This window comes from Paenibacillus sp. FSL M8-0334 (assembly GCF_038000405.1).
GTDB lineage: Bacteria > Bacillota > Bacilli > Paenibacillales > Paenibacillaceae > Paenibacillus_AQ > Paenibacillus_AQ campinasensis.
On sequence record NZ_JBBOCH010000001.1, the window covers coordinates 703,897 to 719,301 of the forward strand.

The following is a 15,405-nucleotide window of genomic DNA, read 5'->3' on the forward strand; positions in this document are numbered from 1 at the left end:
ATTTACCACCCCTTAGGATTTAATCGGTGAAGACAGAACTTCGTCAATAATTCCGTATGCCTTCGCTTCCTCCGCACTCATAAAGAAGTCGCGGTCTGTATCGCGTTCGATTTTTTCAAGGGGCTGACCGGTACGCTCCACATAGATTTGGTTCAACTTCTGTCTGGTCTTGATGATCCAATCCGCGTGAATCTGAATATCGGATGCCTGACCTTGAATGCCACCGAGCGGTTGGTGAATCATCACTTCGCTGTTCTCAAGAGCATACCGTTTTCCCGGAGCTCCAGCTGTGAGCAGCAGCGACCCCATGCTGGCGGCCATGCCGACGCAAATGGTGGACACATCAGGCTTGATTAACTGCATCGTATCGTATATACCCATCCCGGCCGTTACCGAACCGCCAGGAGAATTAATGTACAAATGGATGTCTTTTTCCGGATCTTCCGCAGCCAGAAACAACAGCTGGGCAATAACAAGATTGGCAACATCGTCATCGATCGCATTGCTGAGGAAGATGATGCGGTCCTTCAGCAATCTCGAGTAGATATCGTAAGATCTTTCGCCTCTGCTGGTTTGCTCTACAACCATAGGTACAAGACTCATGCGACCAACCTTCTTTCCTTGAAAAATAAACTTTTGCGTTACAAGGGTATTCTAACACGTTCAAAGCACGATGTCATTTTTTAACCCTGATTACATTCTATGAACTTCCCGAGGAATATATCCTGCCAACTTGTCTCATTATGTATGCCGAATAAAGATATCCAATTCATGTCGAAATTAGGATCAATTTGGATATTCTTGGTTAAAAATAAGGCACGCATAAATGTACGTGCCTTATCCTGTATAAAGCAGCTTCGGCAGCTGCCGGGTATTATTCTTCAGTAGCGGTTGCTTCTTTTGCAGGACCTTCTACGCTGTTTTCCAACAGGAAGTCGATCGTTTTGCGAAGAAGCAGCTCTTCACGAAGGCTGTCAAGGGAACCGTTAGCGGCAAGAATGCTGCGGATTTCATCGGCAGAACGCTTGTAGGTATCAGCCATGTTATCCAGTTCCTTGTTGATTTCCTCTTCGGTTACTTCCAGCTTCTCTTCCTTGGCAATTTGCTCAAGCACAAGGTTGTTGCGAACGCGCTTCTCAGCATCGTCCTTCATCTGTCCTTGCAGGTCCGCCTGGGACTGCCCGGAGAAGCTCAGGAACATTTCGAGGTTCATGCCTTGTTGACGAAGACGGTTGTCGAAATCGCGCATCATGTTCTGAACTTCGGAATCGATCATCGCTTGAGGAATTTCCACCTCAGCGTTAGCCGCAGCTTTCTCTACAGCTTCGTTCTCGCGAACGCCTTGAGCCTCTTGCTCTTTGCGAGTCAGCAGCTGCTTCTTAAGATCTTCCTTGTACTCGTCCAGCGTATCGAATTCACTAACGTCTTTAGCGAACTCGTCATCCAGTTCAGGAAGCTGCTTGCGCTTGATTTCATGAACCTTCACTTTGAATACAGCTTGCTTGCCAGCCAGATCTTCGGCATGGTAGTTCTCAGGGAATGTCACTTCAACATCCTTGAAATCTCCCGTTGCCATACCGATCACTTGATCTTCAAAGCCTGGAATGAAGCTGTTGCTTCCAAGCTCGAGGGAGTAGCGCTCAGCTTGTCCGCCTTCAAAAGGAACGCCGTCAACCGAACCGTCAAAATCAATCACGACGATGTCACCGGAAACCGCTGCGCCTTCATCGATGACAGCCAGCTCAGCATGACGCTGCTGCAGACGCTCCAGCTCTTGGGTCAACTCTTCCTCAGAAACCTCGGCCTTGACAGCGGCAACCTCGATGCCTTTGTAATCGCCAAGCTTCACTTCAGGCTTCACAATCACTTTTGCTTTGAACTTGAAGGCTTGGCCTTTCGCGAACTGCTCGATTTCCACTTCAGGGCGATCCACCGGGAAGATGTCTGTCTGTTCTACAGCTTCGCTGTATACTTCAGGAAGCAGGATGTCGATCGCGTCCTGATACAGGCTTTCCACTCCGAAACGAGCTTCGAAGATCGAACGAGGCACTTTACCCTTACGGAATCCAGGAACACTCGCTTTTTTCACTACTTTATTAAAGGCTTTGTCGAGGGCGGACGCAACGCGCTCCGCTTCAACCTCAACGTCAAGAACGCCAAGGTTCTTCTCTATTTTTTCCCAAGTTGCTTTCATTTATGCTTTCCCCTCCAAAATAATTCACGTGGTTGGCGCAATCAGGTATCACGTACCGAATAACCACTATAGTATAAACAACATTATCACCTTTTTCAAGGGTAACCCCTTGCCGGCCGATACCGTAAACGTTTACCAATATAATCTAGTCGTCCATGCCTGCCGCCACAAATTCCTTGAGAGACCGATAGGCCTGCTCATATCGGAAACGCATGGTGTCCGTTATCCCGTACAGCGGCCGAATCTCCTCTTCGCTGCGGATGCCCTTCAGGCTCTCTGATACAATGTCATGCAGCGCCGCCGCCCAGATGTCCAGCGACGAATCGTCTTCCTCGAGCATGGAGGCATAATCTGCCGTACCGTATACCGCCATGACGAACTGGGACCAGAGCTCTTGGGCGAAATAAAATAATGTCGGCTCATGCACTTCAGTCTGATCAGCCACGCGCTCGAGAATCCGAGTAATCGCCAGCGGAAATTCGCTCGGGGTTAACGGCACCGTATCGATATCGATCTCGGCCGGTTCATGTCCCCGCGTAATGACCACACTTCCCTCCGCGCCGCGCTTGCGCAGCGTCTGAAGCACGCGGAACTGCAGCAGCGGATGAAGCGGCGTCTCTTTCAGCCACGTGACAAGCGCCTCGTCGATTTCCGGCCGATCCAGGTAAGCCAGCTGCTCCAAAGCCAGGATCGTCTGCTCGGTTAACGGGCCGTTCATCACGGAAGCCAGCAGCTTATCCGTATATCCCGGGTCTTGGGCAACTTTATCGCTGACCATTCTCCGGGTGATTTCCTCTTCGTCGGAATCCTCCTCGATGTCCTGCGTGAGATCCCCCTGCAGCCCGGCTGATTCGGGAAAAGCAGCCTCCAGCCACTCCAGCAGCGCCTCCCACTCCTGGTAGTGACGTTCGTTCTGCCCGCCGCATTTCAGCAAAAACCGAAGGATTTCCATGGCCTCCCCGTATCGTTCGTTTTCCAGCATCACCGTCAGCTGAATCTGATAAAAGTCCAGCGTTTTCGGAAACAGGATGACGTTTTTATCCTCATGTGCTGGGGAGTTTGCGTCCTTGATAAGGACACCTCCTTTCCAATCCCGTTTTTCATAATTTTAGATTATAGCATATGTGCTCCAAGTAAAAAAACAAGGAGGTCACGAGCCTGCTGCGCCGAGGAAAAATCATAAATTCTCATCTTAGGTCAAGGAAAGCAGCGCGCCTTGTGCTATCCTTTCACCCCCTCTCTTCTCATTATCATCCAATTCGCTTTCTCTAAAACTTTTTTGTTGAATTTTCCACGCCCATATGTTAGTATATTTTTTGCTTGAAAAAATTGTGTCCCAGTAGCTCAGCTGGATAGAGCAACGGCCTTCTAAGCCGTCGGTCAGGGGTTCGAATCCCTTCTGGGACGTCAGTGAAACACCGCCTAATTGGCGGTGTTTTTTGCGTCCCGTGGGGATGAGAGCCCCGAGATAGGGGTTCGTCGGAGCATCCGCTTCGGTAGCGCTGCTTCGCAGTCGGCCAAGGCCGCACCCTATTTTTATAGGTTAAAACTATAAGGTCGATTGATATTATATATTTCCGATTATAAGAAAAAGATGCCACAATAACGACAACACCAAATATAAAGGAGTCTTGTCCATGGCCAGAAGCCAGATTTGGAAGCCTGAGCAGTATGACAGCCACATGTCTTTTAACACAGTGTACGGAAAGGATGTTATCTCCCTGCTTGCACCGAAAGAGGGAGAGCGAATTTTGGACCTCGGATGCGGGACCGGTACCCTGACAAGCGAAATCGCAGCTGCCGGAGCGCAGGTAACCGGGATGGACAACTCCGCGGAAATGCTTCAGCAAGCCAGAGCAAACTACCCGAACATCCCTTTTATCAAAGGCAATGCCGAGCAGTTCCAGACCAGCATCCGCTATGATGCGGTATTCTCCAACGCAGCTCTGCACTGGGTACAAGATGCATCCGGAGCTTTACATTCGATATACGGAGCGCTTGAACCAGGCGGACGGTTTGTTGCCGAGTTTGGCGGCAAGGGCAATATCGAAGAGATCTATCAGGCGATCAAAACCGTCCTCGCAGACGATTACGGAATCGATGCCGATAGCCGAAACCCATGGTACTATCCCAGCCCTGGCGAATATGCAGCACAATTGGAAATGGCAGGCTTTCGGGTGAACGCCCTATTCTATTTTGACCGTCCGACTAAACTGGTTGGCGGTGAAGAGGGAATCCTCGTGTGGCTGAAACAATTCGGAGACAGCTTCTTCACCGATTTCTCTGTGAAAGAGCGGCATCAAGCATTCCAACGGATCAGCGAGATCGCTAAAGCCCATCTGTGGCATGCGGATAGCTACTACGGTGATTACAAGCGGCTCAGAATAACTGCTGTTAAACCCCATTAGAAACGGGCTGTTGATTTTTCACGGAGATTGGTTATAATTATGAAAAACTTGAGCACGACATTTCTATGATTGGGAGAGTAGTCGCCAGCCTTAGTCCAAGCGAGCCGGAGCAGGTGGGAACCGGTACAAGACTGTCGATGAAGCGGGCCCAGGAGATGGTCTTCCGAACTATGTGGTAGGAAGTCCCGGCTTACCCCGTTACAGGTTATTGAAGCGGTCAGACACAGCTCGTGTCTGGCAACAAGAGTGGTACCGCGAGCATAGCCCTCGTCTCTTAGGAGATGGGGGCTTTTTTGCATGGATGCGGACGCTCCTCAGGATCGACATTTTATCTAGACATAGGAGGATATTACAATGCTGAGTCAATGGATCATCCGTGAACTGGAGCAAGCGCTGGACCAAGTATGCCTCGCTGCCGGCACAGCACGACCGGAGTCGGTCATCACCCGGATCGAGCAGCCCGCGAACATCGAGCATGGAGATTATTCCACCAATATCGCCATGCAGCTTGCCAAGCATCTGCGTCAGGCTCCGCTGCACATCGCCGAGGCGATCAAGAACGAATTAAACAAACATGACGCCTTCAAACATGTAATACATACGATCGACATCGCCGCCCCCGGCTTCATCAACCTGCGTATCAATTGGCGCGCCTGGGCAGACATGACTTTTGCGCTGCCAGCCACAGCGGATGAGAAGGTGGTCATCGAACACACCTCCATCAATCCCAACAAGTCCGCCCATATCGGCCATTTAAGAAACGCCTGTATCGGCGACACGCTCGTCCGCCTGATGAAAAAAGCCGGGTACCGTGTCGAGGCCCACAATTATATCGATGATCTCGGCAACCAGCTGGCCGACACCGTGGTCGGTTTGCTGCATACGCCGCTGGCGAAAGCGCATAGCCGGTTCGGGGATTACTGCTGGGACATCTACTCCCTGACTAACAAAGCATATGACACGACGCCGGAGCTTGCACAGAAAAGAACCGAGGTGCTTCACGAGCTCGAAGAAGGCAACGGCAACCTTGCCTGGATGGGCCTGCTTGTTGCGGAACGAATCGTGAAAGAACATCTTGAGGAAATGAAACAATTCGGCATCCACTATGACCTGCTGGTATGGGAAAGCAGCATTGTCCGCGAGGGCTTCTGGTCCTCTGCCTTCGAGCAGCTAAAGCGCACCCCGAACTTCTACCAGGAGCAGACAGGCAAGCTGGCCGGCTGCTGGGTACTGAAGCAGGAAGCCGAGGCAAACAGTGACTCTCCGGAGTCAGAGTTCAGCGCTGAGAAGGTGCTGGTGCGTTCCAATGGGATTTTGACATACACCGCCAAGGACATCGCTTATCATCTCTGGAAGTTCGGCCTGATCAACAAAGACTTTATGTATCAAAAATTTACGGGAGACGTGTGGAGCACGGGCCGTCACGGGAATCCACACAGCTTCGGTAAAGCCGATATCGTCATCAATGTCATCGATTATCGTCAGCAATATCCGCAGGCGATGGTCAAGCAGGCACTCGAAAGTCTGGGCTATGCGGAGCAGGCTGAGAAGCTGCATCATGTCAGCTACGGCGTCGTCTCTCTCAGCCCTTCGGCAGCAGCCGACCTCGGAATCGATGTCTCGGATGGAAAATCTTCTTACGCGATGTCCGGCAGACAAGGCGTCGGCATTAAAATCGCCCACCTGATCGATCAGATGGAGCAGGTCATCGAGACGAGCCGCTCGGACAAAAACGGCCTGTCCAGCAGAGAAATCGCCATCGCTTCGATTCGCTACTACCTGCTTCGATTCGCCCTGCAAACGGAAGTCGTATTCGATATGAAGCAAGCATCGGAAATTTCAGGCAACACCGGCGTCTACCTGCTCTATTCCTATGCCCGCTCGCTCAGCGTGCTGAACAAAGCGCATCAATCCGGAGTCACCCCAGCCTTGCCTGAGACGTTCCCTGAACTTGAACAGGCTGAGCATGCACTTCTTCGCCATATGAGCACATGGCAGGATACCCTGCATACGGCAAGCCGGGAGCTTGCGCCTAACATGATATGCAATTACGCTTATGAGCTGGCTTCCCTGTTCAATAATTTCTATGCTGCATGCCCGATTCTGAAAGCTGACGGCGATGTGCTTCAGCTCCGTCTCTGGCTGACCGCCCGCTTCAAGGACACGTTGGCCGAAGCCTTGGACGTGCTTGGAATGCCCACCCCTAGCCGGATGTAAATATAAGAAAAAAGAAAAGCCGTCCCATTCCGTTTCAGGAATCGGGCGGCTTCTGTCATCTATTTATTGAAGGCCTCTGACCGTCAGCTTCACCTTAAATCCACCAGGAGCAGCTTCTTCATCGAGCAGCCAGTTGACCGCAAGCGCCGTTTTCAGACGGGTCAGCTGATCTTCTTGAAGATGAAGCCCTTCAATCACCCCTTCACCGACCGTAAAATCCGTCTCCGAGCTGATGCCAAAGGACTCCTCCAGCCACATTTTCAAGCCGTTGCGCGTGTTGAATGTAATCTGATAGCCATCCGTAATGGCTTTCTCCAGATCCTCACCATGCTCCTTCGCGTAAGGAATCCATTCATCATAATGAAAATGCTCCGCCTCTGCGGCAGCCAATTGGGCCAGATCTTCTGAACGGACAGCCTCAAGCAGTTTATCCGACGTCAGGCCGGATTTACGCGCATGCTCCAATAGAATCGCCGTGCGCTGTGAGATTTTGACTAGCGACATACGTATGTACTCCTCTCCCTGATATAATAATTTCGAATTTCTACTATATAAATATAAAGCTATAAGGCATTCAAATATTGATTCTACCCTAATATCTTTCCGGGGCATAGGCATGCTTTGACAGTCATCCTGTAAAAATAGTGCAAAGCACGTGGAAAACACGAAAAAACCGCCACAAAGGGCGGTTGACAAGCAATGAGTCCTGTATTTATGGTCAATACTCTTTTTGAGATCTCGCTTGGCGTGCTGCTGATACCAGCATGCCGAGCAGATAGATGATGATGAACAAGCCCATGAATCCAGCGGAATAACGATACATGACAGCATAGTCCGTAGCGGAAGCGATCGCTCCCAGAAGCACCGCCCCGATGGCTACGCCAAAGTCGGTGGAATTGTAGAACATACTGTTGGCCGCGCCATACTGCTCAGGCGAACTGCGGCGGATCATCCAGGCTTGAATTGTTGGCTGAATCGCACCAAAGCCAAGGCCATAGAGCAAAGCCGACACGATCAGCATCCCGAGTGTCGTTGCAAAAGAGAGAACCAACATGCTGGCGACAACCATCGCAGCAGCGGGAATCAGAACGGCCGCATGCCCCCTGCTGTCAAAAATTCGGCCGGATATCGGACGGATCACAATAATGGTAATCGCGTTGAACAGGAAAAACAGGCCTACCTGCGGCAGATGGACAATCTCTCCATAGAGCGCAATGAAGCTTAGCAAACCGCTGTAGGTGATCGCCAAAATCACATTTAATAACGCCGGGAACAAAAGCTTGCGGTTAAAGCCGCGGGCTTCTCCATCTCCTTCCTGCTTCTGTTCCATGGCTGCGTCTGCCCTCGCCTTATCCCGCGCTGAACTTCGGGAAGAAGGCCGTAAGGCCCGCGTCAGCAAGAGAAGGGGAAGCATCATCAGGACGACAGCGGAACCTGCCAGCGTCAGGGTACCGAAACCAAACTCCCCCATGACGTTTAAACCGATCATCGGACCAACGGACATGGCCATACTGGTCGATAATCCGAAATAACCGATGCCTTCCCCCATCCGCCGCAGCGGAATCATCTGGGATACCAGCGTGGGCAGAATCGTACTGGCAATGCCGAAGCCAATGCCATACCCCACGCGAATGATCAGCAGCCCCTCGACAGAACCGGGCAGGCTGCTCAGCGCTGTTGCTGCTGCTGAAATGATCAGACCGATGAACAGCAGACGGTTCGAAGACATCCGCTTGAGCAGTACCGCAGCCATAAAGCGCGTGGCGATAGCCGAAGCGGCAAAGACGCTGGTGACCAGGCTGACCTGCAGGTCCGTGGCGGACAGCTCATTTTTGACGTAAGAGGAAAACGAGGACAACAACATGTGCAAATTTAAAAACAACAAAAAAGAAGAGACCGTTAACGAAATAAACGATCCCGTCCATAATGGCTCACGCTTAGTATTCGATTGCATTACATTTCTCCCACTCTCTACGATCTATATCATCTCTAAATAGTTGCAAAAACTACGATTCCCGCCGCTCCAGCTGCTCCCCGATATGCCGATGGATTCGATCCAGCAGGTCCAGCAGAATGCGATACTCTTCATCAGACATGCAGCGCTTCACTTCGTCCGTGATCCCTTTCTCGATGGGCAGCGTTTCCCGGATGAGCGCCTTCCCGCGTTCCGTGCTGAACACGACAAACGATCTCCTGTCCTGCTTGCCTGTCTCTTTGTAAATCAAAGCCTTGCTCTCCAGAAGGTCGAGAATTCGCGTCGTGGTTGGTTTGTCCTTGCCGCAGCGATCCGCAATCTCTTTCTGAATCAACCCCTCAGCCTGATCGATCTGATAAAGAACGGACCACTGCTCCGGCGTAACATCATAGTCCTTAATCCGATGCTGCAGCAAAGCAGCGATTCTCCGGTAAGTCATGCCCATGATGAAGCCGACCGCCAATTCCTGCTCGCGATGCTCGTTCGTCATATAAATCTCCGTTCCTTCCTGCATTATAATGATCACCATCATTATAGTTGTTGAAGCAATTATATTCAAGCTAACTATTATTGTCAAAAGGACATCACGCAACACTATCATTTACTCCTGCTGGTCATTGACGCATGCATCGACTCGACGAGGACTTGGATCTCCGCTTCCTAATGCCATAAAAAAACCACACAATTGTGCGGTTTATACTGTACTTGGCGTTTTGTTATATATGGCGAATCTTAATCACTGGAACTGTATAAAAACGTAAAGAATTGTACCAATTACAGATAAGGCCATCATCGATAGAGAAATCATATGTTTTTGAGAACTGCGAATGTATCTCCATTCGAATAGGGCTCGAACACCGAACACTAGGGCAAGTAATACACCTACCCAAACATAATGATAAGGAGGTTCTTTAACATAAATAGCTGACAAAATGATTACAATTGCTGCAATCACGAAGAACCATCTATACGGGACAATACCATCCGTGTCTGATATCTTCTCGTCTGTTTTTCGGATCGTTATATCCAGAACCAGTTGAATAACAGCGGCCAGAAATAATACAACAGTGAAATGATAATGCATTAGAACTCATCCACCTTCTTTTACCATTTATTCAACTATACTACAATGATAAATCGTTTTCCATGATCAACAGACATAAGCACCACACTCGATGTTTTGACATAGATTTGATCCTCTTCGGCCCCAAGCGCCTAGGATCAGCTACTCCCTGAACCAAAGGGATAATGATGCTAGAGGGGCGGTGCCCCTCGTCCCAGATCGGGATACGGCCGTTCGGCCGACTGCGATGCAGCGCTACCGAAGCGGATGCTCCGACGAACCCCATCTTGGGCTTCTCATCCCCATGGAACGCAAAAACACCGCCAATTAGGCGGTGCCACTCGTCCCAGATCGGGATACGGCCGTTCGGCCGACTGCGATGCAGCGCTACCGAAGCGGATGCTCCGACGAACCCCATCTTGGGCTTCTCATCCCCATGGAACGCAAAAACACCGCCAATTAGGCGGTGCCCCTCGTCCCAGATCGGGATACGGCCGTTCGGCCGACTGCGATGCGAGCGCTACCGAAGCGGATGCTCCGACGAACCCCATCTTGGGCTTCTCATCCCCATGGAACGCAAAAACACCGCCAATTAGGCGGTGTTTCACTGACGTCCCAGAAGGGATTCGAACCCCTGACCGACGGCTTAGAAGGCCGTTGCTCTATCCAGCTGAGCTACTGGGACATAGGTATGTAATTGGTTTTTTGAAACAGTGACGAAGATTATTATATCGCATTTTGGAGAAAATTCAAAGCCTTTTTTTATTCATTATGGGAGCCCGAATCAGAGCCCGTTCCATGGGGTAATATGTAAACAACATGACAGCGAACAAGGAGCGTGAATGATATGAAACAACTGCTGTCCTCCCTGTCCTATTTCAGCATCTTTTTTGCTCCCTTTATATTCCCCTTCCTCGTATGGGTTCTCTCGGACAACGCCTATATAGCCCGGCATGCGCGTCATGCGCTCCTCTCCCACCTGATTCCGGTTATTGCGGCCATCCCGCTTATCTACCTGATGTTTACCGCTGAGGTGCTCGGTTCCGTCATTATGTATCTGATCCTGTTTGGCCTGATTTATTTTCTGACTTTTGTGTACAACGTTCTGAAGGGGGTTCAGGTACTACGCGAATACGTTTAACGCGATCCCCCTAATATAATAAAAGCCTGGCGACTTCTGTCACCAAGCTTTTTCCCCGCATATTCTGCGTTCTTACATATGCATTACATCCAGTTCGTGCCTTCGCTCAAACGCTGGTTCAACTGCTCGTACAATTGGCCAAAAGAGAGCAGCTGCTGCTTGAATGCATCCCGATTCTCCTCGGCAGTGGCCGTCGTACTGTTCTCGAACGCTTCGTCCGTCGCGTCCTCATAAGCGCTGTGCATACTGTTGTCATACCAATCTACCTCCAGGCTTGCATCACTGCGAACGAGCTTGACCAGCTCATAGCCGCCCAGAGGAGCCGAAGGCGTCAAGTAAGCGAGCAGGACGCTGTCTCCTTCCGTTGCCGGGTATACCTCAACCTCCGCGCAGGGCGCTCCATTCATTTCGGTAATCCGGCGAATTTTGACATCCTGTATCGTATACATCTCTGCATTCTCCTAACTATCGCACTGCGGACAGCACGGTTTAATATTGTTGTTCCAGACCCGGAATCAGCCTGAACTGCTCCATCTGCTTGCGTGTCTCTTCGGTTCCAAACCGGTAAATCGTCCGGTAGACCCGATCCAGCGAATCCTGAAACAGGGCGTTATTGCTTTGCTCCGGGGTGTCCGGCCATGGAAACACATAACCGGGAAAAGCTTCTTCCTCCTTCTCCTGCATCATGTCCAGCTCGATTCGAACTTGATCCGCCTCTTCGGGTGTCGCTTCAATCTCCCACTCGTAGGAGGCGTCCCCTTGCTGATTCATCACGGATTTGCTTTGAACGGAAACATAATATTTCTGTTTGTTCATGGACGGTTCACTCCTTTGTTCTACATTCGTCCTCCTCCCTAGTTTTCGTAAAAGGACAGACATTTTATGCCTTGCTTCGGCATATATCTGTATCACTTTCCCAAATAACCCCTTAAAGAAGGACAACGTATGACAAAGTGAAGAGAGGATGAGCCGTCATGTGCGGAATAACCGGTTTTATACAATGGAGCGGCGACTTGACCCAGGATTCGCAGCTGCTGGTCAAGATGACAGATAGTTTGGCCCACCGCGGACCTGACGGATCAGGCACTTGGATTTCCAATCCCTGCGCTTTTGGTCACCGCCGTCTTAGCGTGATTGATCCCGAGAATGGTGCCCAGCCGATGATCATTCATAAAGAAGAGGATGTATATGCCATTGTATACAACGGGGAGTTATATAATACGGCAGAGCTGAGAGCCGAACTGGTTGCGCGGGGACATCGGTTCCAGACCCAGTGCGACACGGAGGTACTGCTCGTCTCTTATATGGAGTGGGGACCGGATTGCCTTGAGAGGCTGAATGGAATTTTTGCCTTTGCCATCTGGGACAGCGTCAGAGAGCAGGTTTTTTTCGCGAGAGACCGCGTGGGCGTAAAGCCGCTGTTCTACAGCTACAAGGACGGCACGCTGATCTTCGGCTCCGAACCGAAAGCGATCCTTCAACATCCGAAGGTGGAGCCTGTCGTCGGTGCAGAGGGCTTGGCAGAAGTGTTCATCATCGGGCCTGCAAGAACCCCGGGACATGGCGTCTACAAGGACATATCCGAGCTGCGTCCGGGCTGTGCAATGATCTTCAACCGGGAGGGTCTGCGAAAATATAGCTATTGGAAGCTCGAAAGCAAGCCGCATGAGGACGATGTCGATCAGACGGCCCGCCATCTCCGCGATCTTCTGAGCGATACGGTGGAGCGACAGCTGGTATCCGATGTACCGGTCTGTTCGCTGCTGTCCGGCGGTCTGGATTCAAGCGCCCTGTCTTCCCTTGCCGTCGACTATTACAGCCGAACAGGGCAAGGCCAGGTCCATACGTATTCTGTGGACTATGTGGACAATGATAAGTTTTTCCAGTCCCATTCTTTCCAGCCCGGCGCCGACGCCCCCTGGATCAAACGCATGAGCGAGGAGCTTGGCACGCAGCATCACTGGATTGAATTTGACACACCGGAGCTTGTTGAAGCGCTTGATGCCTCAACCCGTCAGCGCGACCTGCCAGGGATGGCGGATGTGGATGCCTCCCTCTTCCTTTTTTGCCGCGAGATCAAGAAAGGCGCCACCGTTGCCATTTCCGGCGAAGCAGCAGACGAAATTTTTGGCGGATATCCATGGTTCCACCGGGAGGAAATGCTGAACTCCGGTACCTTCCCATGGTCGGTTGCACCTGACATGCGGGCAGGACTGCTCTCCCCGGAGATTCGCGAGTGGATCAAGCCGCTTGATTATCTTGGGGACCGATACTCCGAAGCTGTGGCCGAAGTTCCCGCACTCCAGGGCGAAACCGGCGAACAGCAGAAAATGCGGGTCATGTCTTACCTGAACATTACACGCTTCATGCCTACGCTGCTGGATCGTAAAGATCGGATGAGCATGGGCGTGGGCCTTGAAGTTCGGGTGCCTTATACCGATCATCGGCTAATTGAATATGTATGGAACATTCCGTGGAGCATCAAAACGGCAGGAGACCGTGAGAAAGGCATCCTTCGCAAAGCGCTTGAGGGCGTTCTGCCCGATGACGTGCTGTATCGCAAAAAGAGCCCTTATCCCAAAACCCACAATCCGAACTATTTGACAGCCGTCAAACAGCAGGTACTGTCGATCCTGGATGACTCAACCTCGCCGCTGCTCCCGCTGATTGATAAGAAAAAAATTCGCGAACTCGCCTCATCACCGGACGCCTCCTCCAATTTGCCTTGGTTCGGCCAGCTGATGTCGGGTCCCCAATTGTTCGCCTATTTGGCCCAGGTGCACTTCTGGCTGAAGGAGTACAATGTCGCGATCCGGTAACATCCATAAAACCACAAAAAAGGCCGGGGTATTGAGCAGTTAGGCTCATTCCTCGACCTTTTCCTGTCTATATGATGCTAAAGTGGCTAGCGGACGCAAGGGGCGTGAGACCCTTCCGGTCCGGATAACTTCAGCTCTCCTGCAATTGAGCCACAAGCTGACGCAGCGCTGCGCCCCGGTGGCTGATCTCCTGCTTTTCCTCCACGCTAAGCTCCGCCATCGTTTTCTCATGGCTTGGCAGGTAGAACAACGGATCATAGCCGAAGCCACCGCAGCCCGCCGGCTCCGAGGTAATCCAGCCCTCGACGGTGCCCTCGGTCTCAATCTTGGTGCCGGATGCCGGATCATACAGCACGAGCGCGCATACGAATCGTGCCGTGCTGAGCAGCGGCTGCTCCGTATCTTCACCAAGCTTCAGCTTCTCCAGCTCCGCAAGCAGCTTGTTGTTATTCTCCTCATCGTTGCCATGTTCCCCGGCGTAACGGGCAGAGTACACCCCCGGCTCTCCGTTCAGAGCATCGACGCACAGGCCGGAATCATCGGCCAGCACCGGAAGCCCCAGCGCATCGCCAACCGCCTTTGCCTTCTTGTAAGCATTCTCGGCAAAGGTTGCGCCATCCTCCACCACGTCCGGCAATTCCGGATAATCATACATGCTTTTGACGGAAGTTCCAAATGCAGCGAAAGCATGGGAAAATTCCTTAACTTTGCCTTGATTACGTGTCGCAACAATTAGTGTGTCTCCAAGCTTCAGCTTCATTTGTTATCTTACACTCCCACTCTTGACTGAACCAATTTTATCGGCAATCGGACCAAGCGCTTCCTGCTGACGGCGGATCAGTTCCCGAATCCCCTTGTCACCCAGCTCAAGAATCTGGTCAAGCTCCTCGCGGGTGAACGGGCTTTCTTCACCGGTGCCCTGCACCTCGACAAAGTTGCCGCTTCCTGTCATCACCAGATTCATATCCACCTTGGCTTTGGAATCTTCCTCGTAATTGAGATCAAGAAGAGCCTCTCCACCGGCGATGCCTACACTCACCGAAGCCAGATAATCGGTGATCGGAAATACAGGCAGCTTATGCTGTTCCACAATTTTGTTAACCGCAATGGCAAGCGCAACGAATGCCCCGGTAATGGAGGTGGTGCGCGTACCGCCGTCAGCCTGAATCACATCGCAGTCCAGCGTAATGGTACGCTCTCCAAGTGCATGCAGATTCACAACAGACCTGAGAGCTCTGCCGATCAGCCGCTGAATTTCCATCGTCCGGCCGCTGAGCTTTCCACGATTCGCTTCCCGTTGATTCCGGGATTGCGTAGCGCGCGGCAGCATCGAATACTCTGCCGTTACCCAGCCCTTTCCTTGTCCTTTCAGAAACGGAGGAACCTTCTCGTCGACGGTTGCCGTCACCAGCACCTTCGTGTCCCCCATTTCGATGTACACGGAGCCTTCCGCATATTTATTCACATGGGTCGATAAATTCATCGGGCGAAGCTCATCGCTCTTACGTCCGTTAGATCTCATGTTTTCTGCCTCCTACTTCATATCGCAATCCTGATTAGCATTCCCTATTCTACCAAAGTGCAGGCA

General features: G+C 51.4%; 15 protein-coding genes, 2 tRNA genes and 1 other annotated feature. Of the genes, 5 read left to right on the plus strand and 12 right to left on the minus strand.

What is annotated here, in order from left to right:
* Positions 1-12: 12 nt before the first annotated feature.
* The 3 genes from clpP to MKX64_RS03150 form a co-directional block, all read right to left on the minus strand.
* Positions 13-603 carry an ATP-dependent Clp endopeptidase proteolytic subunit ClpP gene (clpP, locus tag MKX64_RS03140; protein ID WP_095267767.1) on the minus strand — a complete coding sequence of 197 codons (591 nt, stop codon included), beginning with the start codon at positions 601-603 and terminating at the stop codon, positions 13-15.
* 271 nt (positions 604-874) lie between these two features.
* Positions 875-2,194, minus strand: coding sequence for a trigger factor (gene tig / locus MKX64_RS03145; protein WP_095267766.1), 1,320 nt, complete (start codon positions 2,192-2,194; stop codon positions 875-877).
* Positions 2,195-2,339: 145 nt separating this feature from the next.
* A complete protein-coding gene (locus MKX64_RS03150) occupies positions 2,340-3,176 on the minus strand; it encodes a hypothetical protein (protein ID WP_341035317.1) in 837 nt (278 codons plus the stop codon).
* Positions 3,177-3,527: 351 nt separating this feature from the next.
* Here MKX64_RS03150 and MKX64_RS03155 point away from each other — a divergent pair.
* From MKX64_RS03155 to MKX64_RS03165, 3 genes are all read left to right on the plus strand, one after another.
* Positions 3,528-3,601: transfer RNA gene (locus MKX64_RS03155), tRNA-Arg, on the plus strand.
* Between the two features lie 230 nt (positions 3,602-3,831).
* Positions 3,832-4,602, plus strand: a complete 771-nt coding sequence (locus MKX64_RS03160) for a class I SAM-dependent methyltransferase (protein WP_341035318.1) — start codon at positions 3,832-3,834, stop codon at positions 4,600-4,602.
* A gap of 56 nt (positions 4,603-4,658) precedes the next feature.
* Positions 4,659-4,880, plus strand: a binding site (T-box leader).
* 76 nt (positions 4,881-4,956) lie between these two features.
* Positions 4,957-6,819, plus strand: coding sequence for an arginine--tRNA ligase (locus tag MKX64_RS03165; RefSeq protein ID WP_155618588.1), 1,863 nt, complete (start codon positions 4,957-4,959; stop codon positions 6,817-6,819).
* 63 nt (positions 6,820-6,882) lie between these two features.
* Here MKX64_RS03165 and MKX64_RS03170 read toward each other — a convergent pair whose 3' ends face one another.
* From MKX64_RS03170 to MKX64_RS03190, 5 genes are all read right to left on the minus strand, one after another.
* Positions 6,883-7,323 carry a hypothetical protein gene (locus tag MKX64_RS03170; protein WP_155618587.1) on the minus strand — a complete coding sequence of 147 codons (441 nt, stop codon included), beginning with the start codon at positions 7,321-7,323 and terminating at the stop codon, positions 6,883-6,885.
* 214 nt (positions 7,324-7,537) lie between these two features.
* The gene (locus MKX64_RS03175) at positions 7,538-8,773 is read right to left on the minus strand and encodes an MFS transporter (RefSeq protein ID WP_341035319.1); all 1,236 of its coding nucleotides are present in this window, start codon (positions 8,771-8,773) and stop codon (positions 7,538-7,540) included.
* Between the two features lie 52 nt (positions 8,774-8,825).
* Positions 8,826-9,308 (minus strand): MarR family winged helix-turn-helix transcriptional regulator, encoded by a 483-nt coding sequence (locus MKX64_RS03180; RefSeq protein ID WP_230875783.1) that lies wholly within the window; start codon positions 9,306-9,308, stop codon positions 8,826-8,828.
* A gap of 222 nt (positions 9,309-9,530) precedes the next feature.
* Positions 9,531-9,878 (minus strand): DUF4181 domain-containing protein, encoded by a 348-nt coding sequence (locus tag MKX64_RS03185; RefSeq protein WP_095266967.1) that lies wholly within the window; start codon positions 9,876-9,878, stop codon positions 9,531-9,533.
* A 590-nt stretch (positions 9,879-10,468) separates the two neighbouring features.
* Positions 10,469-10,542, minus strand: a tRNA-Arg gene (locus MKX64_RS03190).
* A gap of 162 nt (positions 10,543-10,704) precedes the next feature.
* Here MKX64_RS03190 and MKX64_RS03195 point away from each other — a divergent pair.
* Entirely contained in the window at positions 10,705-10,998 is a 294-nt protein-coding gene (locus tag MKX64_RS03195) for a DUF4870 domain-containing protein (protein ID WP_095399144.1), read from the plus strand.
* A gap of 83 nt (positions 10,999-11,081) precedes the next feature.
* Here MKX64_RS03195 and MKX64_RS03200 read toward each other — a convergent pair whose 3' ends face one another.
* Together MKX64_RS03200 and MKX64_RS03205 are read right to left on the minus strand one after the other, a co-directional pair.
* Complete coding sequence (locus tag MKX64_RS03200; protein WP_095266950.1) at positions 11,082-11,447, minus strand: hypothetical protein; 366 nt, start codon at positions 11,445-11,447, stop codon at positions 11,082-11,084.
* 40 nt (positions 11,448-11,487) lie between these two features.
* On the minus strand, positions 11,488-11,814 hold the full coding sequence (locus tag MKX64_RS03205; RefSeq protein WP_095266948.1) for a hypothetical protein: 327 nt from the start codon (positions 11,812-11,814) through the stop codon (positions 11,488-11,490).
* 158 nt (positions 11,815-11,972) lie between these two features.
* On the opposite strand from MKX64_RS03205, the gene asnB reads away from it, so the two are divergent.
* A complete protein-coding gene (gene asnB / locus MKX64_RS03210; RefSeq protein WP_155618585.1) occupies positions 11,973-13,817 on the plus strand; it encodes an asparagine synthase (glutamine-hydrolyzing) in 1,845 nt (614 codons plus the stop codon).
* A gap of 130 nt (positions 13,818-13,947) precedes the next feature.
* On the opposite strand, the gene MKX64_RS03215 is transcribed toward asnB, so the two are convergent.
* Both MKX64_RS03215 and rph read right to left on the minus strand, forming a co-directional pair.
* Positions 13,948-14,577: an XTP/dITP diphosphatase gene (locus tag MKX64_RS03215; RefSeq protein WP_095266944.1), complete on the minus strand. Its 630-nt coding sequence runs from the start codon at positions 14,575-14,577 to the stop codon at positions 13,948-13,950.
* A 3-nt stretch (positions 14,578-14,580) separates the two neighbouring features.
* Positions 14,581-15,339 carry a ribonuclease PH gene (gene rph / locus MKX64_RS03220; RefSeq protein ID WP_095399146.1) on the minus strand — a complete coding sequence of 253 codons (759 nt, stop codon included), beginning with the start codon at positions 15,337-15,339 and terminating at the stop codon, positions 14,581-14,583.
* Positions 15,340-15,405 lie beyond the last annotated feature (66 nt).